22 protein-coding genes, 1 other RNA gene and 2 other annotated features (1 of these 25 running past the window's edge) are annotated in these 23,207 nt (G+C 32.9%); of the genes, 5 read left to right on the forward strand and 18 right to left on the reverse strand.

What is annotated here, in order from left to right; genetic code table 11:
* Positions 1–145: 145 nt before the first annotated feature.
* Positions 146–1,027 (reverse strand): YitT family protein, encoded by an 882-nt coding sequence (locus tag B9Y54_RS10655; RefSeq protein WP_085560216.1) that lies wholly within the window; start codon positions 1,025–1,027, stop codon positions 146–148.
* A 177-nt stretch (positions 1,028–1,204) separates the two neighbouring features.
* Here B9Y54_RS10655 and B9Y54_RS10660 point away from each other — a divergent pair, with 177 nt between their 5' ends.
* The gene (locus B9Y54_RS10660; RefSeq protein ID WP_085560217.1) at positions 1,205–2,161 is read left to right on the forward strand and encodes a diacylglycerol/lipid kinase family protein; all 957 of its coding nucleotides are present in this window, start codon (positions 1,205–1,207) and stop codon (positions 2,159–2,161) included.
* A 9-nt stretch (positions 2,162–2,170) separates the two neighbouring features.
* Here B9Y54_RS10660 and recD2 read toward each other — a convergent pair whose 3' ends face one another.
* From recD2 to B9Y54_RS10700, 9 genes are all read right to left on the reverse strand, one after another.
* Complete coding sequence (recD2, locus tag B9Y54_RS10665) at positions 2,171–4,666, reverse strand: SF1B family DNA helicase RecD2 (RefSeq protein WP_085560218.1); 2,496 nt, start codon at positions 4,664–4,666, stop codon at positions 2,171–2,173.
* 3 nt (positions 4,667–4,669) lie between these two features.
* Positions 4,670–5,386, reverse strand: a complete 717-nt coding sequence (locus tag B9Y54_RS10670) for a tetratricopeptide repeat protein (protein WP_085560219.1) — start codon at positions 5,384–5,386, stop codon at positions 4,670–4,672.
* Between the two features lie 134 nt (positions 5,387–5,520).
* Positions 5,521–6,645, reverse strand: coding sequence for a tRNA 2-thiouridine(34) synthase MnmA (mnmA, locus tag B9Y54_RS10675; protein ID WP_085560220.1), 1,125 nt, complete (start codon positions 6,643–6,645; stop codon positions 5,521–5,523).
* Positions 6,646–6,825: 180 nt separating this feature from the next.
* Positions 6,826–7,167 (reverse strand): cysteine desulfurase, encoded by a 342-nt coding sequence (locus B9Y54_RS10680; RefSeq protein ID WP_085560221.1) that lies wholly within the window; start codon positions 7,165–7,167, stop codon positions 6,826–6,828.
* Positions 7,168–7,246: 79 nt separating this feature from the next.
* Positions 7,247–8,395 (reverse strand): cysteine desulfurase family protein, encoded by a 1,149-nt coding sequence (locus B9Y54_RS10685; RefSeq protein ID WP_085560222.1) that lies wholly within the window; start codon positions 8,393–8,395, stop codon positions 7,247–7,249.
* 103 nt (positions 8,396–8,498) lie between these two features.
* Positions 8,499–10,778 carry a bifunctional glutamate--cysteine ligase GshA/glutathione synthetase GshB gene (gene gshAB / locus B9Y54_RS10690; protein ID WP_085560223.1) on the reverse strand — a complete coding sequence of 760 codons (2,280 nt, stop codon included), beginning with the start codon at positions 10,776–10,778 and terminating at the stop codon, positions 8,499–8,501.
* 1 nt (position 10,779) lies between these two features.
* Positions 10,780–11,304 (reverse strand): pyrophosphohydrolase domain-containing protein, encoded by a 525-nt coding sequence (locus tag B9Y54_RS10695; RefSeq protein ID WP_085560224.1) that lies wholly within the window; start codon positions 11,302–11,304, stop codon positions 10,780–10,782.
* A gap of 34 nt (positions 11,305–11,338) precedes the next feature.
* Positions 11,339–11,515 (reverse strand): hypothetical protein, encoded by a 177-nt coding sequence (locus B9Y54_RS12360; protein ID WP_159446084.1) that lies wholly within the window; start codon positions 11,513–11,515, stop codon positions 11,339–11,341.
* 531 nt (positions 11,516–12,046) lie between these two features.
* Positions 12,047–12,322 (reverse strand): hypothetical protein, encoded by a 276-nt coding sequence (locus tag B9Y54_RS10700; protein ID WP_085560225.1) that lies wholly within the window; start codon positions 12,320–12,322, stop codon positions 12,047–12,049.
* 229 nt (positions 12,323–12,551) lie between these two features.
* On the opposite strand from B9Y54_RS10700, the gene B9Y54_RS10705 reads away from it, so the two are divergent.
* The 4 genes from B9Y54_RS10705 to B9Y54_RS10720 all read left to right on the forward strand — a co-directional run bounded on the left by B9Y54_RS10705 (position 12,552) and on the right by B9Y54_RS10720 (position 16,790).
* Positions 12,552–13,820, forward strand: a complete 1,269-nt coding sequence (locus B9Y54_RS10705) for a replication-associated recombination protein A (protein ID WP_085560226.1) — start codon at positions 12,552–12,554, stop codon at positions 13,818–13,820.
* 99 nt (positions 13,821–13,919) lie between these two features.
* A non-coding RNA gene (gene ssrS / locus B9Y54_RS10710) (6S RNA) lies at positions 13,920–14,107 on the forward strand.
* A 550-nt stretch (positions 14,108–14,657) separates the two neighbouring features.
* Entirely contained in the window at positions 14,658–16,067 is a 1,410-nt protein-coding gene (locus B9Y54_RS10715) for an ISLre2 family transposase (RefSeq protein ID WP_085560165.1), read from the forward strand.
* 261 nt (positions 16,068–16,328) lie between these two features.
* Positions 16,329–16,790, forward strand: coding sequence for a universal stress protein (locus tag B9Y54_RS10720; RefSeq protein ID WP_085560227.1), 462 nt, complete (start codon positions 16,329–16,331; stop codon positions 16,788–16,790).
* Positions 16,791–16,862: 72 nt separating this feature from the next.
* On the opposite strand, the gene B9Y54_RS10725 is transcribed toward B9Y54_RS10720, so the two are convergent.
* From B9Y54_RS10725 to B9Y54_RS10760, 8 genes are all read right to left on the reverse strand, one after another.
* A complete protein-coding gene (locus tag B9Y54_RS10725; RefSeq protein WP_085560228.1) occupies positions 16,863–18,056 on the reverse strand; it encodes an acetate/propionate family kinase in 1,194 nt (397 codons plus the stop codon).
* Positions 18,057–18,074: 18 nt separating this feature from the next.
* Positions 18,075–19,088: a class I SAM-dependent methyltransferase gene (locus tag B9Y54_RS10730; protein ID WP_085560229.1), complete on the reverse strand. Its 1,014-nt coding sequence runs from the start codon at positions 19,086–19,088 to the stop codon at positions 18,075–18,077.
* 462 nt (positions 19,089–19,550) lie between these two features.
* Positions 19,551–19,835 (reverse strand): 50S ribosomal protein L27, encoded by a 285-nt coding sequence (gene rpmA / locus B9Y54_RS10735; RefSeq protein ID WP_085560230.1) that lies wholly within the window; start codon positions 19,833–19,835, stop codon positions 19,551–19,553.
* A gap of 26 nt (positions 19,836–19,861) precedes the next feature.
* The gene (locus B9Y54_RS10740; RefSeq protein ID WP_085560231.1) at positions 19,862–20,200 is read right to left on the reverse strand and encodes a ribosomal-processing cysteine protease Prp; all 339 of its coding nucleotides are present in this window, start codon (positions 20,198–20,200) and stop codon (positions 19,862–19,864) included.
* Between the two features lie 18 nt (positions 20,201–20,218).
* The gene (gene rplU, locus B9Y54_RS10745) at positions 20,219–20,527 is read right to left on the reverse strand and encodes a 50S ribosomal protein L21 (RefSeq protein WP_085560232.1); all 309 of its coding nucleotides are present in this window, start codon (positions 20,525–20,527) and stop codon (positions 20,219–20,221) included.
* 15 nt (positions 20,528–20,542) lie between these two features.
* Positions 20,543–20,617, reverse strand: a sequence feature (ribosomal protein L21 leader region).
* Between the two features lie 48 nt (positions 20,618–20,665).
* On the reverse strand, positions 20,666–21,361 hold the full coding sequence (locus B9Y54_RS10750; RefSeq protein ID WP_085560233.1) for an amino acid ABC transporter ATP-binding protein: 696 nt from the start codon (positions 21,359–21,361) through the stop codon (positions 20,666–20,668).
* A gap of 12 nt (positions 21,362–21,373) precedes the next feature.
* Positions 21,374–22,009, reverse strand: coding sequence for an amino acid ABC transporter permease (locus B9Y54_RS10755; protein WP_085560234.1), 636 nt, complete (start codon positions 22,007–22,009; stop codon positions 21,374–21,376).
* Positions 22,010–22,127: 118 nt separating this feature from the next.
* Entirely contained in the window at positions 22,128–22,928 is an 801-nt protein-coding gene (locus tag B9Y54_RS10760) for an amino acid ABC transporter substrate-binding protein (RefSeq protein ID WP_085560235.1), read from the reverse strand.
* Between the two features lie 83 nt (positions 22,929–23,011).
* Positions 23,012–23,207: a binding site (T-box leader), on the reverse strand (it continues 49 nt past the right edge of the window).

Raw genomic sequence — 23,207 nt, forward strand, 5'->3', positions numbered from 1 at the left:
AAACTTCTCTAAAGGTAAAAACTAAAAAAATATATCCTTCTTACTATCGTTTTAAATTATAAGAGAACTTCTATTAAAAGTCAACACTAGCCAAAGGCTTGCCTTCTAATAATTTTGTAGTGAATGACTCTTTTTTTTGATTGCTTTATAGATTTTCAGTTGAAGAGTCTTTAGCTAATGTAAAACCTTTACCCCAGACTTCACTAGCACTCATTACCACAACAAAAGCATGCGGATCAACATCTAAAATTGTTTCCCGTAAATAAGTAAATTCCCTCTCACCTATTACACACATTAACATTTCTTTTTTGTTGTTTCCGTAACCACCAGTGATTCTTAAATTAGTCACACCTCTATTTATATTTTGATAAATAGCTGTCCTAATTTCACTAGCATGATCTGATATAATCATCACGTTCTTAGATCTATTAAATCCAACTTGGATAATATCAATTGTCCGACTAATGACAAATAAGGAAATGATAGAATACATAACCGTTTCTGCATCAAATGCAATTAAAGCTGCAGATATAACAAAACCGTCTACTAAAGCTACACTTGTACCTAGAGGCAATTTTAGATAGACGTGAATAATCTGAGCAATAATACTTGTTCCACCTGTAGAGCCTTTAGCTTTAAAGACTAAACCTATCCCTACTCCTGTCATAACTCCTCCAAATACTGCTGCTAATAAAGGATTCATTGTTAAAGGTTCCATAAAGTTTAATAATCCAATAAAAGCTGGTAAGATTAAACTTCCTAAAATTGTTTTAAATCCAGCTTCTTTACCTAAAGCAACAAAAGCTAAAATCAATAAAGGTACATTAAATGCAAATTGAACAATTGAAGGATTCCATTGGTACAAACTATTCAAAATAGTACTTAATCCTCCAATACCTCCTGATACAATAAAGTTTGGTAAAAGAAAGATGTTAAATGAAACTGCAGCAATAAAAGAACCGACAGCAATAAAAATGATGTCGATTACTTCTAGGGGAAATTGATCTTTTTTAAATTTTTTTCTCACTATAAACACCTTTTTCTCTATACTTTTTTAAACTATAGCTTATTCTATCATTAAATGAATATTTTTAAACTATTTTTTTAAAATAAGAATCTCTTTTACTTATTTTTACTTACTTTCTATTTTTTTTAGTTTATAATTTGTTTACATCTAGATATTATTTTTATAAAAGGAGCATTCATGATAAATCCAACAAAAATTTATATCATTGTTAATGAACTTTCTGGATCTGGTAATGGGAAAAAAGTCTCTATTGCATTAAGTGAACAATTAAGTGAAAAGAAAATTGAGTTCAGCTTATATCCTTCTCAATATGCAGGACATACTATTCAATTAGCTGCAGATCTTTCAAAAAAGCACGATGCTAATTTGACTGAAAATAAACAACTTCTACTTATTATAGGTGGGGACGGAACCTTGAATGAAGCTCTAGCGGGACTTGGAGAAACACAAAAACATATTCCTTTAGCCTATATCCCAGCTGGTTCAGGAAATGACTTTGCAAAAGCCTTAGCTATTTCTAAGGATGTAGCTAAGGCTTTAGAACAAATATTAAACTGTAAGGAACCAAAAAAAATAACTATTCTTCATTATCATGAACGGAATTTAGATGAAGTAGGATATGCTGTAAATAATATCGGAGTTGGTTTTGATGGTGCAACAGCTAATTTTATTAGTATATCTTCTGTGAAAAAGAAACTAGGTGCTATCAAAATGGGATCTCTAACATACTTAGTTTCATTAATTATTGTGTTATTTAAACAAAAAGGTTTTCCAATTGAAGTTAAAGTAGACAACGTTTATAAAACATTCCCAGAAGCTTTTTTAGTTACTGTTAATAATCATCCTTACTTTGGTGGTGGTCTGAAGATCTCTCCAAAAGCTTCGCCGTACGATAACTCTGTTGATTTAATCGTTTTGCAAAAAGTATCTCTTTTTAAGTTTATTTCTCTTTTTATTTTAATGTTAAATAGAGGACGACATTTAAACCATAAAGACGTTCATTATTTACAAGGATCTTGTATTCAAATTCTTTCCAATCAACAAGAATATGTTCAAGCAGATGGCGAATTTTTAGGGAAAAAATCTATAGATTTAGCTATTAAATCATCTACTCGTTATTTTTGGATCCAATAGTAAGAGTGGTCAGGGATTTATGCCCTCCATTCCTATCATCGGATTTATCATATTTTTTTCTATCCTATCAATCGTTAAACGATATATTTTAGACTTATCCTCTTTTACGTTTATTTCTCCTTCTTCGAATAATGAAATCTCATCTCCGGTAACTTCCGGAGCTTTTTTTTGTTTAGTCGTTACTTTTTTCATCTTTTCATCTTTTTCAGTCGTCTCTTTTTCTAAAAGGACCGCATCATTATCCCATAGTCGCTCTTTTAAGGTTGTCAATCTAGTAGCGGATGATTTTTCAACACATTCTTGAAACGCACTAATTTCTCCACAAAGAATCAGCAACTCACTACTTCTAGTGATAGCTGTATACAATAAATCTCTTCTAAGCATCCTACCGTAATTTTGTACCATAGGTAAAATAACCATTTTAAATTCACTACCTTGCGATTTATGAATGGAACAACAATAAGCGAGTGTTATTTTATTCCACTCATTTCTTTTATACGTCACTTCGTTTGCGTCAAATTGAATCACTAATTCATCTACTTTATCATCTGTTTCTTTTGCATAGGAGATACTTGTTATCTCACCCATATCTCCGTTAAACACATTTAATTCAGGATTATTTACTAATTGTAGTATTTTATCACCAATTCGGTAGAATTTATCATTAAATTTTACTTCTTTACGTCTTCCTGAATCATTTGGATTAAGAATTTCTTGCATCATTTTGTTTATTGCATCAATTCCAGCTGGTCCACGATACATCGGCGCTAGAACTTGTATATCTTGATGCGTATATCCTTTTAGTTTGGCTTTAGTCACAACTTGACGGATAACTTCTTCTATTTGGTGAGCATTACAAGTAATTAGTGACCTGTCTTTTTTATTTTGTGTAAAATCAGTTGGTAAGCGCCCATCTTTGATTTCATGAGCTAATGGAATAATAGAAGAACCATCTTCTTGACGGTAAATTTCATTTAGCTCCATACTAGAAATTAATTTTGCATCAATTAAATCATGCAATACTTGTCCTGGACCGACAGAAGGTAGTTGGTTTTTATCGCCCACTAGTAAAACTTGCATGTTTTGAGGAACCGCTCGTAATAACTGGTTAGCTAGCCAAGTATCTACCATAGACATTTCATCCACAATTAATAACCCACCCTCTAACTCACGTTCAGATTGTTGGTCAGCATTGTTGTTTTCTCTCCCATTTAAACCCAAAAGGCGATGAATGGTACTACTTGGTAATCCCGTCGTTTCATTCATTCTTTTAGCAGCTCTACCCGTTGGTGCAGCAAGTAAAACAGGAAAAACCTTATCTGTGTAGTCATTCAAATCTAGAGATAGCCCATTTAATTCGGCAAATAAAGAAACTATCCCATTTAAAACAGTTGTCTTACCAGTACCTGGTCCACCAGTTAAAATAAAAACAGGTGATAGCATGGCTTCTTCAATTGCTTTTAACTGAGATTTTCCATAGGAAATAGCTAAACGTTTTTCTAATTTCCTTATTTCTTTTGGAATATCATGTGCTTTATAACTGATTTTTTTACGATCCATTAATCGTTTTATTGATGAAGTAATACCCCACTCTGCAGCATACAGAGACTTAATATATATTTTTTTATTGTCTTCAATAATTTGGTTTTCTTCAATAAGATGAACCAATTCAGAGGCAACTAAATCCGGTTCAATAATATAAGGTCGACTTGATTCTAATACGCGCAAACTTTCTTCTAAGAGTGGACCTACTAACGTATAAGTATTTCCTTGACTCAAACACAACTCATTTAACGCATAAAAAACGGCAGCTTTTAAACGAGCAGGTGAATCAGAAGCAAATCCAAGTTGTTCAGCAATCGCATCAGCTTTTTTAAAGCCAATATTTTCAATATCTTGTACTAATAGATATGGATTTTCTTGAATGATTTCTAACGTTTCATTTTGGTACAGTTGATAGATATTATACGCTAATTGGCTACCAAATCCGTATCCATTTAATCCAATAATAATTTTTTCCATGCCATCACTTGCTTGAATCGTTTGGACTAAAATTGCTTTTTTCTTCTCGTTTAAACCGGTGATTTCTTTTAAAACAGTAGGATCATTACTTATTCGATCAATTGCTTCTTCTCCTAAAGCATCAACAATATTCTCTGCTGTTTTTTTTCCAATCCCAGGAAACTTATCACTAGAAAGATAATTTACTATACCCATTATAGAAGTTGGCTTCTCTTGTTTATAGCGGTAAGCATTAAACTGAACCCCGAATTTTGGATGATCTGCTATTTTTCCATAAAACCGATAACTCTCTTCTTCTTGAATTTGGCCAAAACTACCAGTAATAACAATTTCTTTATCATCATAATTTGTATTGGTTTCAATCACTTTTACCAGTAATACTTTATAAAAATTAGTTGGATTTTGATAAAATATGGCTACGGTTTGTCCCACTATGTATGGTTCTTCCGTTGAAAATAACTCTAAGTTCTCTTGTTCAGCCATCTTTTATCCATCCCTTCTATCGTATGTCTCTTTTTTTATATTGTTATTTTGGCTAAAAATAAATGATTCTATCTCTTTTAGTTGATAAAGTCTTTCTTCATATTTTTTGGGATCAAGCTCTTTTGATTTTTCAAAAAAACTAGTAAAATTCTCTGACTTTTCTTTCAAAGCTGCACCTACTAATCCTCTTTTAAATAAAGCTTCATCATTGTCAGGTGATAATTTCAACGATTTTATATAGTAGTTTTTTGCTTCATTAAAATAGCTAATTTGCATCATGCAATCACCTAATAGCAGGATGACTGAATTATCTTTTTTATTATTTTCATGAGCTAACAACAAATAAACTAATGCTTTTTTAGGATTGTTTAGTACTAAATAACACTGTCCTATCATGATGGTTGCATCCTCTTTTAAACGAACTTCATTTCCATTAAAAACTTTAATAAAGTAGTCTAAAGCTTTTATAGCATTATTTTTATGATAATATAAGTTACCGAATGCATAAAGCAATTCCAATTGCTTAGGGTACTTTTTAAGAGCGGTTTCTAAAACAACTTGCGCATCCTCATATTTCTTAGCCAAAATCAAAAGACTAGCTAAATTACAATAGGCATCGCTATTCTCGCTGTTTTTTTCAATTTCTTTAAATAATAACTGAATAGCTTCATTCAATTGGCCATTTTCCCATAATTGAAAAGCTTTATGATTTTGGTTCATTTTGCTCACTCCTTTACAACTCCCACTATTTTACACTAAAAAAACTCGTTTTTCTATCTCCACTTTATCACCATTCTTTTTAAAATCAAAATAGAAAAAAGACAGAACAAATAGCGTCCTGTCTCTCTAGAATATTAAACGTATTGTAATTCTCTTGATGTGTTATAAGCCGCATCAATTGTGCCTCCACCTAAACACTCCATACCATCATAGAAGACAACTGCTTGTCCAGGAGTAATCGCACGAACAGGTTCGTCAAATTCAACTCTAGCTGTTGTCCCATCTTCATTTAAATGGACCGTAACAGCTGTATCAGCTTGTCTATAACGAAATTTAGCCGTACATTTAAATGTTGTTGCTTGTTTTTTATCTATTGTAAAATGAATATCGGTCGCATCCAAGTGAGTAGCATATAACCATTCATGATGAAATCCTTGTCCGACAAATAGTGTGTTTGACTTCAAGTCTTTTCCAATGACAAACCAAGGTTCACTAGACTCCCCACCACCGCCGATTCCTAATCCTTGCCTTTGTCCAATTGTATAGTACATCAAGCCGTCATGTGTTCCTTTTACTTCACCATCTGGTGTCAACATTTTACCAGGTTGAGCTGGTAAGTAGTTCATTAAAAATTTTTTGAAATCTCTTTCCCCGATAAAGCAAACTCCCGTAGAATCTTTTTTCTTAGCTGTTGCTAAGTTAGCTTCTTCTGCAATCTTACGGACTTCACTTTTTTCCATATGACCCAATGGAAATAATGTCTTAGCTAATTGTTCTTGTGATAATTGATTTAAAAAATAAGTTTGATCTTTATTATTATCGATTCCTCTTAACATATGAGTTATGCCCTTTTTATCACGTTCCACTTGGGCGTAATGACCTGTCGCAACATAATCTGCTCCTAATTCAATTGCATAATCTAAAAAAGCTTTAAACTTAATTTCTTTATTGCACATGACATCAGGATTAGGTGTTCTACCTTTTTTATATTCATCTAAGAAGTACTGGAATACTTTGTCCCAATATTGTTTTTCAAAATTCACTGAATAGTAAGGAACGCCAATTTGATTTGCAACTAATGCAACATCATTGTAATCTTCTGTTGCTGTGCACATTCCAAACTCATCTGTATCATCCCAATTTTTCATGAAAATTCCTACTACATCATAGCCTTGTTGTTTTAGTAAAAGAGCTGTGACAGACGAATCTACTCCACCACTCATTCCTACTACAACACGTGTATTGCTGTTGTCTTTCATACTTTCACCATCATTTCAACTAGATTCTGAAAATCTTAACGATTTGAAGGTCGTATCTTTTCAGTCTAGTTCATTATACTGACTTTTTGGAAGAAAGCAAGAATACTTAACTAGCTTTCCCTCTAAAAAGAAGCATGAAAATAGGTACCACCCCTTTTTCCATGCTTCTCAATATTCGGTTTATTTTTTTTCCAAAATGCTTTTGTTTAAAAAATCTTGCATAATAAATTCATATTTTTCACGTATTTCTTTAAATGCATCGCCTTTATAAATGATGATTGGCCTTAAACCATTCATAGTCGTTGTTGCTATTTTTAGTTTAGATAAGTCCTCGGATATTATAATCTTTAATTTTACTTCTTGGTTAACTGCTGAATCACTAGTAAGTGTCCGAAGATACTGAAAATTACCTGTTTTTAATTCTTCGAAAGAGTTATCTCTTAACGTATATTTCTTTAAATCTGGACTAAGTGCATATACATCCTCTGATCCTTGAAGTTTTGCTACTTTTTCAAATGCCAAATCATCCACCTCATTTAGTTTTTTTACTATACCTACTATATCATAATTATTGAATTAATCGTACTACCTAATATCTTCTTTATTTCTTTAATTTATTCGTTAATTTGATTAGTTCAGTTACCAAATAATCAATTGATTTCATGGTTGTATCTATTCCAAAACTAATTCTAACTGATTCTTTTACTCGCTGGCTTTCTTTTCCGTACATCGCTATTAGGACGTGACTAGGATCAATATTCCCAGCTGTACAAGCTGAGCCAGCAGAAATAGCAAGACCAGATAAATCCATTAATAATAATAACTTTTCTGAAGAAACTCCCTTAAACCAAATATTAATAATGTGTTTTAAACGACTATCTGGATGGCCATTTATTTCAAAATCAACTTTCTGATCATTTAATCGTTGGATTAAACGATGACTAAAACTATCATACTCATTTCTGCGTGATTCTTTCGTTAATTGTGCTATTTCTACTGCTTTTTGAAATCCTACTATTGCAGGAATATTTTCTGTTCCTGCTCTACGTTTCATCTCTTGTTCACCACCAAGCATGAAACTTGGTAAGTGAATGGCTTCATTTATATATAAAAATCCAATTCCTTTAGGCCCACTTATTTTATGACTTGATGTAGATAATAAATCAATGGATTCTTTTTTTACATCTATTGACTCTAAGCCATAAGCTTGAACAGCGTCTGTATGAAAATAAGCTGTTGACACACTTTCTACTATTATTTCTCCTATCGATTTAATAGCTGATAATGAGCCTACTTCATTATTTCCGTACATGATAGAGACAAGTATCGTGTCTTCTCTTAAAGCTTCCTTTAATACTTCTAAATCTATCATTCCGTATTTGTCTACAGAAAGATAAGTAATCTCAAATCCTAATTTTTCAAGATAGTCCATTGGCTTTAAAACGGCATGGTGTTCAATAACTGTCGTAACTATATGTTTACCTTCTTTTTCACGAGCAAAAGCTGTTTCTATGATTGCCGTATTGTCACTTTCAGTACCACCACTTGTAAGAACAATTTCGTTTGGTTTAGCACCAATACTATCGGCAAATACCTTTTTAGCATTATCCATCATACGGCGACTATCTCTTCCAAGGTGATGAATACTTGATGCATTACCAAAGTGATTGATCATGGCATCATGAACAACTTCTATTACTTCAGGATGAACAGGGCTAGTTGCAGCGTAATCAAAATAAATTCTTTCCATTGTTACCCTCCGTGTTAATTTATTTATCGTCATGGTATTACTTTAAAGAGTAAAGATAAAAAGAGATTATCAACAAGTTTGTCGAATCTCTCCTTATCAAACATTAGATTATTTCAGGGAAAAGCATTTTTAAAATACCCATTGCTAATGGTCGTCCTTCTCCTTTTGATACGTATGCGTGCATATGCATCGCTGGATTAAAGTTCGCTTCAAGTGCAGTATAACCAGGATTTTCTTTTGTAGAAATATGATTATAATCTGGAATAATTAAATCTACTCCACAAACTCTTGCTCCTATTATTCCGGTCATTTCTACTGCTGCTTTTTTATAAGACTCATCAATACTATCTGTTACATCAGTAGAATCTCCACCAGTACTCATATTTGAATTTTCACGCAAGAACACTTGGTTATCCTTTTTAGGAATACTTTCAGTAGTATATCCCTGTTCTTTTAACATGAGTTGCTCAATCTCGTCTAATTGAATCTCTTCAAACGGTGCACGATGATTAGTTCCTCTTAATGGATCTTTATTTTTTTCTGATACTAATTCTTTTATAGTCTGTTTTCCATCACCAATAACATTGGCAGGTGTACGCAATAAAATTGCTGCAACTTTACCATCTAATACAAAGAAACGATATTCTGTTCCTTCAATAAATTCTTCTACTAAAATAGTTGAATCTTCTTTAAAGGCAAAATCTAAAGCTGATTGGTAAGCATCAAAGTTAGCACCCTCTTTAAAAATAGAGATACCAACTCCGTAATTAGTGGATTTTGGCTTTATAACAATGCCTTTATTTTTATAGAGCCAATAATTTTTTTCAGCTTCACTTTTATCATGGTATTCTTCACCAGCTGGTACGTTAAATCCCTTGCTAGCTAGAATTTTTTTTGTAACAGTTTTATTCTCCATAATTAAAGGAGCAATGTACTGATCTTTAGATGTCATATTCGCATTTTTGACATATTCAATCTGGTTTTTATAACTTAATTTTAAAAATTGTTCTGTTTCATCTAGAATTTCTACTGTTATTCCTTTTTTGATGGCATCAAAAATAAGCAACTGTGTTGATAATTCCATATTTTCAAATCCTCTTACTATATAAGGTTTTTCAAGTGATTCTTCTTTGTATTTTTTGGCGAGTTTCATACCAAAAGAAACATAATCTCCGCTCTCTTCAATTCCTTTTATCATTCGAGCTGCTAGTGTCATTTCTGGTTTTTCAAGTTTATCTTTAGCCTGTTGGACACAGTCTATTTGATCACGCGACCCATTAGTCTCTTGAATCATTTTTATCATTTGATTGATAAGTTCAATTCCTTCTTGATGGTAATGAGTAGTATCAAATGGGTATTCTAATGCGACTAAATCACTCATTTCTTTCCCTTTTTCGACTTCTGCCATCGTAGCCGATTCCTCTTTATAAATCATTAGCATGCAAAATAAGTGGATAAACTGCATGTCCTCTTCTGCTATTCCGAAAGCACTAAAAGGATTTAAATCAAAAATCCTTAATTCTACGTAAGAAATTCCCTGCTCTAGCATCTCACGAGCTTTTTTAGTTCCTCTTAAACGAACACCTGAATAAAATTCTTTTTCTTCAGATAGCTTACCTTCATTTACAGCTGTTTCTAAATTTTCAACATACTTTTCAACGGACTCAAAGGAGATAGAAACATCCTCTGAATTAGCGTAGCCAAAGTGGCTACAGCGGATACTTCTGATGTATTTTTCCGGAAGGGTCATCTCACATTTTTTATTTTTAAAAAAAGAAGAATCGACTACTGGAGCTGCCCCTAATAGATAAGTCAAAATCCAACGATAACGCAAAAAATTTCTTGCCAGTTTTAAATAAACAAATGACTGAAACTGAACTAAATTAGTATAATCTTTTTGGTTTAAGTACAATTGTCGCATCATCTCTTTATCTAATTCAAAATTGTAGTGTATCCCACTTAGCATTTGCTTGTTTTTTCCATATTTAGCTGCTAAATGATTTCGATAAGCTACTGCGTCCTGATTATCTAAATCCGCTATTGGAATGATAGACTCTTCCGGTAAAGGAACTGGCATGCTCATCGGCCAGATAAATTCATCCTTAGGAATTGTTCTGAGCGTAACATCGTGAATACCCTTCAGCCAACGATTCGTTTCGTAGATAGAATGAAGTGGAGGAGTGATTAGTTCTAATTGCGTTTCACTAAAATCTGTTTGTATATAAGGGTGAAAAGAACGATTCCCAAGTTCAGATGGGTGTTTTGCTAAAGACAACTCTCCAGAATTTAAAACACGCAATCCTTCTTTTTCGATTCCATAAATAGCTTGATGAAATGCTTGATCCATTTCAATTTCTTTAATATTGTCTTTAATTGTCTTCATTTTAAAATTTACCTCTTTTTTCTTTAATTTGTTTTTCAATTTCAGTTTCAATTCTAGTTTCTGGAGCATATTCTTGTTCCCAATTTTTTGGTTTTAGTACTTTTCCGTCCCCTAGACGATAGTGAGGCTTGCCATCAGGAAATAATTTCCCCATATTAGCTTCATGTACGATGGTTGAAATGGGTGTTGGGTCTACGCCCATTAAAACAAAAGAACCATAATTAAAGTAGTTGGCATCTATTAAAGCATCTACTTGGCCAACTAAAATTGATTTAACCTCTTTTTTTTCTATTTTTATTTTTGCTACTGTTTTATTAATAGTGTACTCCCATTGTTGGATTATTTTTTCAAATAGAATCAAATCTCCTTGCACACTTGCATATAGGAACTCTATTATTTCTTCTGTTGAAAAATTCGCCCGATTGAGTGCTTCTTTTGAAGTAAGCGCTGTTGGAGTACTATTATCTGTTGGATTAAAAACAGCATGAAATTCTTTGACTTGTTTGAATGTAGATACTTCAGTCATCTTTACTATTACTCCTATCCCTTTTTGAAACTTATCAAAATGAGTCTTCTGTTGTATTTTTCATCAGCGAATGCTTTCTCAGCGCTATATTTTCTGATTCTAAAACTGTGCGCTTTATCTCTGATTCTTTTAGATCCGGTTGCATGAGAGTTAAAAATCTAAAATCACCAGCAAAAGAACGCTCTATTTTATCTGAATTTTTTTTGCTCATTAAATTTTGCATACTGTCCAATCAACATCGTTTGTAATAATTGTGTTTTTTCGTTTTTTATTTTTTTCTCTTTTCTTCCTTGTACTAAATAAATATAAAATAAATACAATGCTGCACAGGCTATTAGTATAGGCATTCTTGATTCAATTGCAAATTCTTTTTCTTAAAAAGTTAAATAACAACTGTTCGATAAAAAGAATTATGGCTATAATAAGCTTTAAACCTTTATTTTTTTGACATTCGTTGGTTTAGTATACTAATCTAATTGATTAGCTAATTCTAATTCATACTGTTCTCTTTTTTCTTGCAAAATAAAAAACAATTTAACTTCTTTACTTTCTGAATTGATATCAAGTTATTCTTGGTCTAAAGCAAGCCACTCGCTCTCTTTGCTCAAGTAGTCTAAATAACCATCCACCTCATTTTGATAATCTTGTTTTTTCTAGTTAAGTTATTTTCGAATTCAATAGTTTTATTTTTAAACCAGATATCTATTTGTACTTCTTCTTGCTCAAATTATTTTTTTAACAGTTACTTTTTAACAGCATAATTAACTTCTAAAAGTGCCGTTTTTTTCTCGGTATCTTGGATATTTTCTTGTTTTTCTTTTTCTATTTCTTTTTTAGACTGTTTGATACTCTGTTTAAATTCAACTAGTTGCTCTTGAACCTGCCGATAGATACTATCCGTTTGACGGTAAGCTTCATTTAATATATTTTCAGCTTCCAACTTTGCCTTTATTTCGATGTTAGATAATTCTGGTACAATGAAAGATGAATCTTCTTTTAACTCTAACTTTCCCCCCATGGTTCCCACTCCTTTATAAACCGAAAATTCTAAGAAAATCTTATTTTTCTATTAAACGACTTCACTTTTTCTTTTAATTAATGATAGCATAATTCCTTAATAATAGGGAATATTACTTACTTTTTATCATTTTAAATTAATAATTTATACAAACAAACGTTCCTTCTAACTAGATGCTAAACTTTTAAAGTGATATACTAATAAGGTAACTATTATGGAGGTGTAAAACATGAATAAACCTTTGGCATTCCTTATGCGGCCTACTCGAATTGATCAAATTATTGGACAAACACACTTGGTAGGACCAGGTAAAATTATTCAACGTATGGTCGATGCAAAAATGCTTTCTTCTATGATTTTATACGGACCTCCAGGTACTGGAAAAACAAGTATTGCAAGTGCTATTGCGGGTTCTACTCAATATGCTTTTCGTATGTTGAATGCTGCTACTGACAACAAAAAAGATTTACAAATCGTTGCTGAAGAAGCAAAAATGAGTGGTTCTGTCATTCTTTTGCTTGACGAAGTCCACCGTTTAGATAAACCCAAGCAAGATTTTTTATTGCCACATTTAGAAAGTGGTCGGATTATTTTAATTGGAGCAACGACCGAGAATCCTTATATTTCAATTAGTCCTGCTATTAGAAGTCGAGCCCAAATTTTTGAATTAAAGCCGCTTTCTATTGAAGATATACAACTAGCTCTAAATTCTGCTCTTGAAGATAGGGAGCGAGGTTTAGGTAAATACCACGTTCGCATCACAGATGATGCTTTATTGCACCTCTCAAGAGCAACTAACGGAGACCTGAGAAGCTCTCTCAATGGATTAGAGTTAGCCGTTAAGTCTACTAATCCAGATGATAATGGAATCATTCAAATTACTCTAGATATTGTAGAAGAATGCATTCAGCGAAAAGCCTTGACCCATGACAAAGATGGCGATGCTCATTATGATGTTATTTCAGCACTTCAGAAATCTATTAGAGGCAGTGATGTTAATGCATCTTTGCATTACTTAGGCCGATTGATTGAAGCAGGTGACTTATCCATTATTGCAAGAAGGTTAATGGTCATTGCTTATGAAGATATTGGACTAGCTAACCCTTCTGCTGCTCAAAGGACAGTTACAGCAATCCAAGCATCCGAAAGACTGGGCTTTCCGGAGGCTAGAATCCCGTTAGCTACTGTAGTGATTGATTTGTGTCTTTCACCAAAATCAAATTCTTCTATTATTGCAATTGATGCAGCTTTGCAAGATATTCGTTCTGGAAAAAGTAGTGACGTACCGGATCATTTAAGAGATTCTCATTATAAAGGTGCAAAAAAGTTAGATCGTGGGGTAAGCTACAAGTATCCTCACAGTTATCCAGAAGCATGGGTTAAACAACAGTATTTACCTAATAAATTACAAAAAGCTATTTACTATTATCCAAATCATACTGGAAAATATGAAGATGCTTTAGCAAGACAATACAGTAAAATCAATCAAAGGAAATAATGAGATAGCGCTATCTTTGCTGTAATATAGGTATATTCCATATTCTTAAGGACTCTTAAATTATTGACATTATCTTATGTGCATGCTAGTATAAAGATAAGAATTCTGAGATGTTCGTCACGTCCAACATGTGTTGACCGAACAATTAATAATACCTTGGGATCCAAACTGACTCAAGCAAATAACAAGCCTTTTCACTTGGTAGTTAGACGTTTGACAGTGGAGCCCACCTGCTAAATGCGGGTTCAATACAACCTGGACGTATAAACGGCATCACCGGATTTCTTATTAAAGTTGAAAAACTTTGAAAGCCATTCTTTATTGAGTGGCTTTTTTCTATTTTATCACCTCTAAACTACTAAAAAAAACTAATCCTAGCTATTGACAGAAGGGATAAACTGGTATGTTACTACAAATTCTATTTGGCGTTTTCGCATTTCTTTTATTCTCATTACCCTTTTTCTTAATAAGTGGTAATGCAATCGTTTTCATTCCGATAACTAACGTTGAAAGAAAAAAATTTACTCATAACTTTTTTTTAGTTTTGGTATATTTTTTACTTTTTTAGCCTTTGCTAGTGTTATCCCAATTTTCTATCCCTCTATTTGGTTTTCATTTAGTGTTTTAAGTTTAGCTAGTTTTTTTATACTTATTTTTATTTTCAGCTTATATTATTTTATGTAATTTTATTCGATTCTCTTATCTTAACTATCTATTGAATGGTATGTGTAAAATAGTTCTCGAGATACTATTATTTTTTACTAGCAAAAAGAAAGAAGACGTTCTATCATAAATGTATGCTTGAGCGGCAAATACATAAATGAAAGAGGCCTTCTTATGAATAAGATTATATCAAAGGTTTACCAAATAATAAAGGATTCAAGCAATTTAATAGAGACAGAAGAAGCTATTCAAGTCTGTATGTATGAAGTATTCGCTGAATTAGTAGGAGATGTCTTCACTCATCTCAATCAGGTAATCAAAGAGCAGAAACAAGAGGAAGGTTGGAAAGTGAAACGAGAAGATTGGAAAACCGTTCAGTTTATTTTTGGGTCTGTTCGTTATTGTCGTACCTTGATGATAGATCAAGAGAGTCAAAATCATTATCCGCTAGATGACTGGCTAGGTATTCGGAAATATCAACGCCATAGTCCATTAGTAGAAGTAAAAGTGGCAGAGTTGGCGAGTAAAGTTACTTATAGAGATACTGCAAATATGTTAAATGAATGGACAGCTGTTACGATTAGTCATCAAACAGTCGGTAGTCTTCTCAAACGCGTTGGATCCGCACAAGCACGTGAAGATGAAGAGAGCGTATTGGAACTAGAAGAATCAGCTGAGTTGCCGGAAGGAAAAAAGGTAGACTATCTTTATGCCGAGGCTGATGGAGTTTTTGTCCGTGGGACAAAAAAGAAAAAGAGCTTAGAAGTTCGTCATGCCATCCTTTATGAAGGCTGGAATAAAAATGGAAAACGCGTCTCTTTAAAGGAACCCAAAGCCATTATGACGACTAAAAAAACCGCTGGTTTTTGGGCAGAGATTCAAGCCTTTACAGCGAATCATTATGCCTTACAACAAGCTCAAATCATTACAAATAGTGACGGCGGACAAGGGTATACCGCAGACAAATTCCAAGAAGCTTTTTCTCAATCGAACTACCCTGTTTTAAATCAGCTAGACTCTTATCATGTTTTTCAAGGGTTAAACCGTGCATTTGGCGTGAAAACTACCATTTTTAAACAGCAGGTCAAACAAGCATTAAAGACGCATGATTTAGATCAGTTAACTATTTGGTTGGATACGTATGAAAGTACGCTAGATGAAACTTCTGCAGTGGAAAAACTGACTACATTTCGAACCTATGTAGTACGAAATTGGGATCGAATTTTCGATTGGCGCGAAAAAGTAGAACAAGCGCCGAAGGACGCAAGAGGTTTAGGCGCAATGGAGTCCAATCAACGACGTATCTCTTTTCGCATGAAAAAGCGAGGAATGCATTGGAGCGCAGAAGGTTGCGAAGCTATGGTAAAGGTAAAACAAGGGATGTTTAATCACACCTTGCGTGAAGCCTATCTTCACCAACAAAATAGAAGTGCGAGAAATCAACGTAAGTTAAACCAAACGGTTCGTTTATCGTCGTTATTGCATGAGAAAACACGGCAGTCAGTCGGGGCAAAAAATGGGACTATTCCGTTATATGCCTCCCGTTCATCAGCAATAGGACAATTAATTAAAAGTTTTCGTTAATTCCTGTCTTTTGGGAGAAGGTTCCTGGTTTTAGGAACCTTCTCCCAAAAGATGGGCCAGCAAGCGGCGTAGCCGTGCGGTAGCTGATGAGTGTACAAGAATAAAACGTCTAAACTAGCATGGTAATAGGACGCTCGAGAAAAACTTGACACAAACATTGAATGTAAATTCTATGAAAACGGATTTATTTAAGGTACAATAGAAGTAGTTAAAAGTACCTATCAACTTGTTTAATAAACTTATTAGAATGGAGTGATTTATATGTTACAACAATATAATCGAATTTTAGTCGCTATTGACGGTTCCAAAGAGGCCGAACTTGCATTTAAAAAAGGTGTCCAAGTTGCTGTACGAAATAATTCTTCGCTAATTTTAGCTCATATAATTGATACAAGAGCTTTTCAAAGTATTTCTACGTTTGATGGTTCAATGGCTGAAAAAGCTAATGAACAAGCTACTACTACTTTAGAAGAGTATGTACGTTATGCTAAAAATCATCGAGTTACAGATATTAGTTACTCTATCGAATATGGCTCACCAAAAGTTTTAATTGCAAAACAAATACCGGAAGATAAAGAAATTGATTTGATTTTATTAGGAGCAACTGGTTTAAATGCTGTTGAACGTATTTTTATAGGCTCTGTTTCTGAATACGTTATTAGACATGCTGCATGTGATGTTTTAATTGTTAGAACTGACTTAGATAACGTTGCAAAATCATAATTTGTTCAAATAAAGAGAGTCTTAAAAAGCATTTCACTTTTTAGGACTCTCTTTATTTTTATTAAATAGAGATTACTTACGCAATCTTTCTACATCACGTGCGATAACAATTTCTTCATCAGTTGGAATTAACAATACTTTTACTTTTGAATCAGAAGTAGAAATAATACGTTCTTTGCCTCTTACTTTATTCGCTTCTTCATCAATTTCTGCTCCAAACCAATTGATACCATCAATGATAATTTGACGTGTTTCAGGAGAATTTTCTCCGATTCCTGCTGTAAAGACAATAGCATCTGCACCATTTAACAAAGCAAAATACTGACCAATGTATTTTTGTACACGGTTATAGAAAATATCTAAAGCCGTTTGTGCTTGTTCATTTCCAGCTTCTTCTGCTGCTTCTTCTACGTCACGCATATCACTAGAAATATCAGAAAGACCAAGTAACCCTGATTTATTATTCAAAATATAGATCATTTCATTAACATCAGTAAGACCTAATTTATTCATTAAAAATGGTAAGATAGATGCATCAATATCACCAGAACGAGTTCCCATAGTAATTCCTGCTAAAGGAGTAAAGCCCATCGATGTATCAACTGATTTACCACCTTTAACAGCTGTAATAGAGCCTCCATTACCTAAATGACAAGTGATTAATTTAAGATCTTCAAGTGGCTTACCTAACATCTCAGCTGCACGTTCTGAAACATATTTATGAGACGTACCATGCGCTCCATATTTACGAGCAGAAAAATCTTCATAATAACTCATTGGAATACTATACAAATAATTTTCCTTTGGCATAGATGCATGAAATGAGGTATCGAATACTGCTACACTAGTAATATTTGGTAATAATTTTTTAAATGCTTTGATCCCCGTAGCATTTGCAGGATTGTGTAGTGGTGCAAATTCTGCTAAGCCTTCAATTTGAGCAATCACTTCATCAGTAATTAGAGCTGAATCTTTAAAAATTTCTCCACCAGCAACAACACGATGCCCTACTCCTGTAATCTCTTCATAGTTTTCTATTACTTTTAATTCAATTAATTTATCTAAAACCATTTGTATTGCAATTTCATGATTTTTAATGTCTTCAATTACTTTATATTTTTCACCCTTGTATTTAGTTGTAAATACAGAGTCTTTTAAGCCTACTCTTTCAATAATTCCAGATACAATTTCTTCTTCTGCTGGCATCTCGTAGAGAGTAAATTTTAAACTAGAACTACCTGCGTTGATTGCAATTGTTTTTGACATAATGAGAACCCCTTTATTTTATATTTTTATATTTTCTTGTTTCCAATTTTCAACTTCTTGCATGAAATGTTGCATAGAAGTTTGGTTTTTAAAATCAGGTATCTGAGCTAACAAAACTTGTTTTGCTTGTTTTGCTTTACCACCTTTTTTCTGAACTAAAAGAATAGATTTTCTTGACTGTTCTGATTTAAATAATTCTTTCGGTAAATGAAGCATACCTTGAAGAAACGCTTCGGATTGAATCATTTTAGTTAATGCGGCGGATTCTTTTGATTCAAATAATTGTGTAGGAACTAAGAAAACGCCATAGCCACTATCCTTTAAATAATAGATACTTTGTTCAATAAATAAATGATGAGCATAAGAATGGCCTTCATTTGAACTCGTTTTAAATCGTTTAGCATTTTCGTCTATTGGATAAAAACCAACTGGTAAATCACTTACAACGACGTCTACTGGATCAAGTAACAAATCAGTTAATGCATCTTGATGGGTTAATTTAAGTTTTTGTCCTTGAAGTTCAAAATTAATTAAAGCCAATGATAACAATAAATCATCATTGTCTATCCCTTCAACCTCAACTTCAATTTTTTTCAAAGTTAAACTATTATAAACGGTCGATAATAAATTTCCTGTTCCAATTGCTGGATCAAGTAGGCGAATTTTTTTTATATCCGCATCAATAACTTTTTCAATTAAGTAAGCTAATATAAAACCAATAGCATCTGGTGTCATCTGATGATTCGCTTGTACTTGGTCGCTTTTTGCACCTTTTAAAAGAGCTAACTGAAAACTTTTTCTTATTTCTTCTGAATCCATCTTATTTAGAGGCAATTTTTGATAAAGACTCGTTAATACTTTCACTGCTTGATCAGAAAGCCGATCACTATCTTGTGCTACTTTTCTTCCATCCACAATATTTTCTCCAGTTTCAGAAAGTCCTTCTAAATATGAAACACCTAATTCTTTCTGTAATAGTTGAACTGAAGTATCTAACTCTGAAAATAAACGTTCAATCTCTTTTTGAGACACTTTATCAACCTCTTTTCTTAATTTATAGCTACTTAGCAACTTAGTTTATTCTCTAAGCAGACTTATTTATCTGTTTAAATTTATTTACTACCTGTATTATTCTACCGAATAAAGCTTTAATTTTCAAGACTCATTTCAAATTTTATTTCTCTATTTTTTAAATATTTATCTCGGGTTAATCATACCATTAACCATAGCAAAATAGCAGATTGAGACTTTTAAGCAGTAAATAGACTATTAAAATAAAAAAAGCCCAGATACTTCTTTGTATCTTATTTACACCTTTATATTCATCTATAACTTTTAAAAAAACGAGAAGTACTGTGATGATTGTCTTACTCTTTATGAACTTTAAAATAATAGTCATTAAATCAGTCATTTTCTTTTAAAGTATTCCTATTTCTTTTAAAATAAATAATAAAAAAAAGCTCTTCTACAAAATAGAAGAGCTTTTTTGTTAAATTATTGAGCAGCTGGATAAACAGATACTTGCTTTTTGTCGCGGCCTTTACGTTCGAAACGAACAACGCCATCAACTTTAGCAAATAAAGTGTCATCTCCGCCGATTCCTACGTTATTACCCGGGTAGATTTTAGTACCGCGTTGACGGTATAAAATTGATCCGCCGGTAACAGTTTGACCATCTGCACGTTTAGAACCTAAACGTTTAGATTGAGAATCACGACCGTTAGTTGTAGATCCGCCACCTTTTTTATGGGCAAATAATTGTAAATTCATTTTCAACATTTTAATTGCACCTCCTGTTTTTAATCTTAATTTCGAGTTAATTTAACATATTCGGGATACTCTTCTGCTATACTTTTTAAAGATAAAAGAAGGCTTTCCAAAAGAATCTGCGCAGTAATAAATTGTTTTTCATTGATTTCCAATGGTAATTCAACAAACAGGTATCCACCTTCAACTTCATCATTTGTTTCAACTAAAGGAGTAAATTCTCCCAAAACAGATAAACTGTTTGTTGCTCCAATTGTTAAAGCTGATACACCTGCACAAACAATATCAGTTCCGTAAGCTCCTGACCCTGCATGCCCCGTAACTTCAAAAGAAACAATCTTATCTTCTTCATTCCGTTTAAAAAATGCATGAATCATTCACAAACACCACTTCCCTTATAGGTTGATTGCATTAATCATAACTTTTGTATAAGGTTGACGATGTCCTTGTTTACGATGTGAGTCTTTTCTGCGTTTGTAAACGAAAGTTGTCACTTTCTTTTGACGACCATGTTTTTCAACTGTACCTTCAACGACAGCTCCATCAATAGTTGGAACACCAACTTTTGTTTCTTCGCCACCTACTAAGATAACTTCATCAAATATAACTGTTTCACCAGCTTCAACATTCAATTTTTCAATATAGATTGTTTGGCCTACTTCAACTTTAATTTGTTTTCCACCTGTTTTTATAATTGCGTACATTTATTCGCACCTCCTTATTAGACTTAGACTCGCCGTCGTGAGTGCCATTACTGGACTTCTAAACTCATTCCCGCGCGGTTGTAGTTGTGGTGCTACACATTAACAACAGTAGTAGCATACCAAAAAGAGACTTGTACGTCAATCAATAGTTTTCTCTTTTTTCAAAAAAGTTTCAGAAGAGAGGCTTCTTGTACTAAATTTATCTGCAAATTCAATATCATGGGTAACAATTAATATACCTGTTCCAGTAGCAGCTATCGTTTGTATCATTTCACCAATTCCATTTGAAGACTGTCGATCTAGAGCAGATGTCGGTTCATCGAAACACAGAATTTCTGGACTTAACATCATTGCACGTGCAATTGCAGCTCTTTGTTGTTGTCCACCTGACAGGGTCTTAGGGTATGCATCCTTTTTATCTAATATATTCATCTGTTTTAGTAAGTTTTCAGCTTTTTTTGTTGCTTCTTTTATCGTCATTAGTTTTTTCTGAACAGGTGCTTCAAGACAATTTTGGAGAATCGTTAAGTTAGGAAATAGCTGATAATCTTGAAATACCATTCCAATCTTATTACCATAACGATTCCGTTCCTTTTTCGAAGTATATTCAGCCCGATCTTCAGTTGTTTTCTTATAAAGAAAATCATTAGTTATTGAAATAACGCCTTTATCTAACTCTTCAAGATTATTTAATAATCTCATAAAAGTCGTTTTACCTGTTCCAGACTCACCTACTAATGATATAATTTCGCCATAATCTATATTAAAATCAAAGTTATCGATTATTTTTATCTTATTAAATGTTTTAGTGATTCCTTGTGCATTCAACACCATTTCATCCGCTCCTTAAAAATCAATTTTCTTTTCAATAATAGCTAGAATAACCGTTATTATCCCTGTAATAAAAAGATAAATCACTCCAACTGCTACAAAAGGAAGCAATGAGGCGTACGTATTAGCTGCAATTTGTCCCGCTCTCAAAAGTTCCCCAAGGCCTAATATGTAAACTAAAGAAGTATCTTTTACTAGTGATATAACTTCATTTCCGACAGAAGGAAGAACGGTACGTAGAACTTGCGGAATAATAATTCTTCTAAAACCTTGTACTCTTCCAATTCCTAAAACTTTAATGGCTTCAAACTGCCCCTGTGGGATGGATAGGATACCACCTCTAAATATTTCAGCATAGTAGGCTGTATAATTTAAAGCAAATGCAATAATAGCTGCTACAAACCGGTCAAATGTAATCCCGACTAATGGAAGGCCAAAAAATACAATCATTAATTGAAGCAATAAAGGCGTACCACGCATAATATAAATATAAAGTTGAATAATCCAGGATATAAATTTCGGAGAATAAATTCTGATGCAAGCAACTAGAAATCCTAAGGGAATAGTTAAGAAAAAGATAATAAAAAATAATTGCATTGTTGTACCTAAACCACTCAGTAAAGCTGGCATAATATCATTAATTAGTTCCATACTCTTCCTCTTTTCTTATAAAATAGTCAAATAATATGTATTTTCATTAGCTTAGCCTTCTATAATAACATTATTTAAATGAAGCATACCGAGGTATGCTTCATTTAAATAATGTTTTTTATTCTTCAAACCATTTATCATATATTTTATCATAGGTTCCATCTTCTTTAATATCTGCTAAATTTTCATCTATAGCTTGTTTTAACTTATCGTCTGATTTGCGTAGTCCAACTGCATATTCTTCTTGACCAAAATTTTCATCTAAAACTCTATATTCAATTTCTTTATTTTGTTTCATATAATATCGCCCTAACGTCTCATCCACTACAATTGCTTCACTACGACCAGATGCTAAATCATTAAAAACATCATTATTAGACGGATACTGAACTATTTCTCCATTATTAAATGATTCTATAACATTTTCTTCATCAGCCATGACAGCATCGACAGCACTTGATGATTGTTGTGCAGCTATCGTTTTATCTTTTAAATCAGCTTTATTTTTTATTGGACTATCTTTTAGAACAATAATAATTTGGCTATTATCTAAATAAGGACTACTAAATGAAACTTTTTCTTTTCTTTCTTCAGTTATTGTATAGCCATTCCAGATAACATCAATGTTTCCACCATTTAATTCTGTCTCTTTTAAGGCCCAGTCAATTGACTGAAATTTAAAATTAACTTCCATACGCTTTCCAATTTCGTTAGCTAAATCAATATCAAACCCAACAATTTCACCACTCGAATCTCTATAGCCCATAGGAGCAAAGGTATCATCTAATCCCATTATAATTTCACCTTTTCCCATTATTGCCTCATAACTATCTTTTTCCCGCGAATCTTCGCCACAACCTGACAAAGCTAATCCTAGTAAACCTAAACCTGTAATAACCTTCAATAATTTATTTTTCATTTTATTCTCCCCAATCTTGTTTTAAAAAAACGTATAACTTAACTAAATAAAAAAAGTCCTTTGATTTCCCGAATAACTGGAAATCAAAGGACGATAATTTTTATATCGTGGTACCACCTTTTTTTGTAGCCTCTTCACAGAAGACTACCTTATTACGTTCAAGACTACTAAACGCTAGTAATATAACGGTTACAACCGGATCAGCTTACTGAAATTTTTCAACTGTCAGCTTGGAGATGTGTGTTCAGATTAGAATTTTAATTGCTCACACCACCCGCA

Origin of the sequence: Carnobacterium iners (assembly GCF_900177385.1) — a bacterium.
GTDB lineage: Bacteria > Bacillota > Bacilli > Lactobacillales > Carnobacteriaceae > Carnobacterium_A > Carnobacterium_A iners.

Excerpts from the sequence above, each read along its gene's own strand:
- B9Y54_RS10660 (WP_085560217.1), top strand. The coding sequence starts at position 1,205 with ATGATAAATCCAACAAAAATTTATATCATTGTTAATGAACTTTCTGGA.
- recD2 (WP_085560218.1), bottom strand. The coding sequence starts at position 4,666 with ATGGCTGAACAAGAGAACTTAGAGTTATTTTCAACGGAAGAACCATAC.
- B9Y54_RS10670 (WP_085560219.1), bottom strand. The coding sequence starts at position 5,386 with ATGAACCAAAATCATAAAGCTTTTCAATTATGGGAAAATGGCCAATTG.
- mnmA (WP_085560220.1), bottom strand. The coding sequence starts at position 6,645 with ATGAAAGACAACAGCAATACACGTGTTGTAGTAGGAATGAGTGGTGGA.
- B9Y54_RS10685 (WP_085560222.1), bottom strand. The coding sequence starts at position 8,395 with ATGGAAAGAATTTATTTTGATTACGCTGCAACTAGCCCTGTTCATCCT.
- gshAB (WP_085560223.1), bottom strand. The coding sequence starts at position 10,778 with ATGAAGACAATTAAAGACAATATTAAAGAAATTGAAATGGATCAAGCA.
- B9Y54_RS10695 (WP_085560224.1), bottom strand. The coding sequence starts at position 11,304 with ATGACTGAAGTATCTACATTCAAACAAGTCAAAGAATTTCATGCTGTT.
- B9Y54_RS12360 (WP_159446084.1), bottom strand. The coding sequence starts at position 11,515 with ATGAGCAAAAAAAATTCAGATAAAATAGAGCGTTCTTTTGCTGGTGAT.
- B9Y54_RS10700 (WP_085560225.1), bottom strand. The coding sequence starts at position 12,322 with ATGGGGGGAAAGTTAGAGTTAAAAGAAGATTCATCTTTCATTGTACCA.
- B9Y54_RS10705 (WP_085560226.1), top strand. The coding sequence starts at position 12,552 with ATGAATAAACCTTTGGCATTCCTTATGCGGCCTACTCGAATTGATCAA.
- B9Y54_RS10715 (WP_085560165.1), top strand. The coding sequence starts at position 14,658 with ATGAATAAGATTATATCAAAGGTTTACCAAATAATAAAGGATTCAAGC.
- B9Y54_RS10720 (WP_085560227.1), top strand. The coding sequence starts at position 16,329 with ATGTTACAACAATATAATCGAATTTTAGTCGCTATTGACGGTTCCAAA.
- B9Y54_RS10725 (WP_085560228.1), bottom strand. The coding sequence starts at position 18,056 with ATGTCAAAAACAATTGCAATCAACGCAGGTAGTTCTAGTTTAAAATTT.
- rpmA (WP_085560230.1), bottom strand. The coding sequence starts at position 19,835 with ATGTTGAAAATGAATTTACAATTATTTGCCCATAAAAAAGGTGGCGGA.
- B9Y54_RS10740 (WP_085560231.1), bottom strand. The coding sequence starts at position 20,200 with ATGATTCATGCATTTTTTAAACGGAATGAAGAAGATAAGATTGTTTCT.
- rplU (WP_085560232.1), bottom strand. The coding sequence starts at position 20,527 with ATGTACGCAATTATAAAAACAGGTGGAAAACAAATTAAAGTTGAAGTA.
- B9Y54_RS10750 (WP_085560233.1), bottom strand. The coding sequence starts at position 21,361 with ATGGTGTTGAATGCACAAGGAATCACTAAAACATTTAATAAGATAAAA.
- B9Y54_RS10755 (WP_085560234.1), bottom strand. The coding sequence starts at position 22,009 with ATGGAACTAATTAATGATATTATGCCAGCTTTACTGAGTGGTTTAGGT.
- B9Y54_RS10760 (WP_085560235.1), bottom strand. The coding sequence starts at position 22,928 with ATGAAAAATAAATTATTGAAGGTTATTACAGGTTTAGGTTTACTAGGA.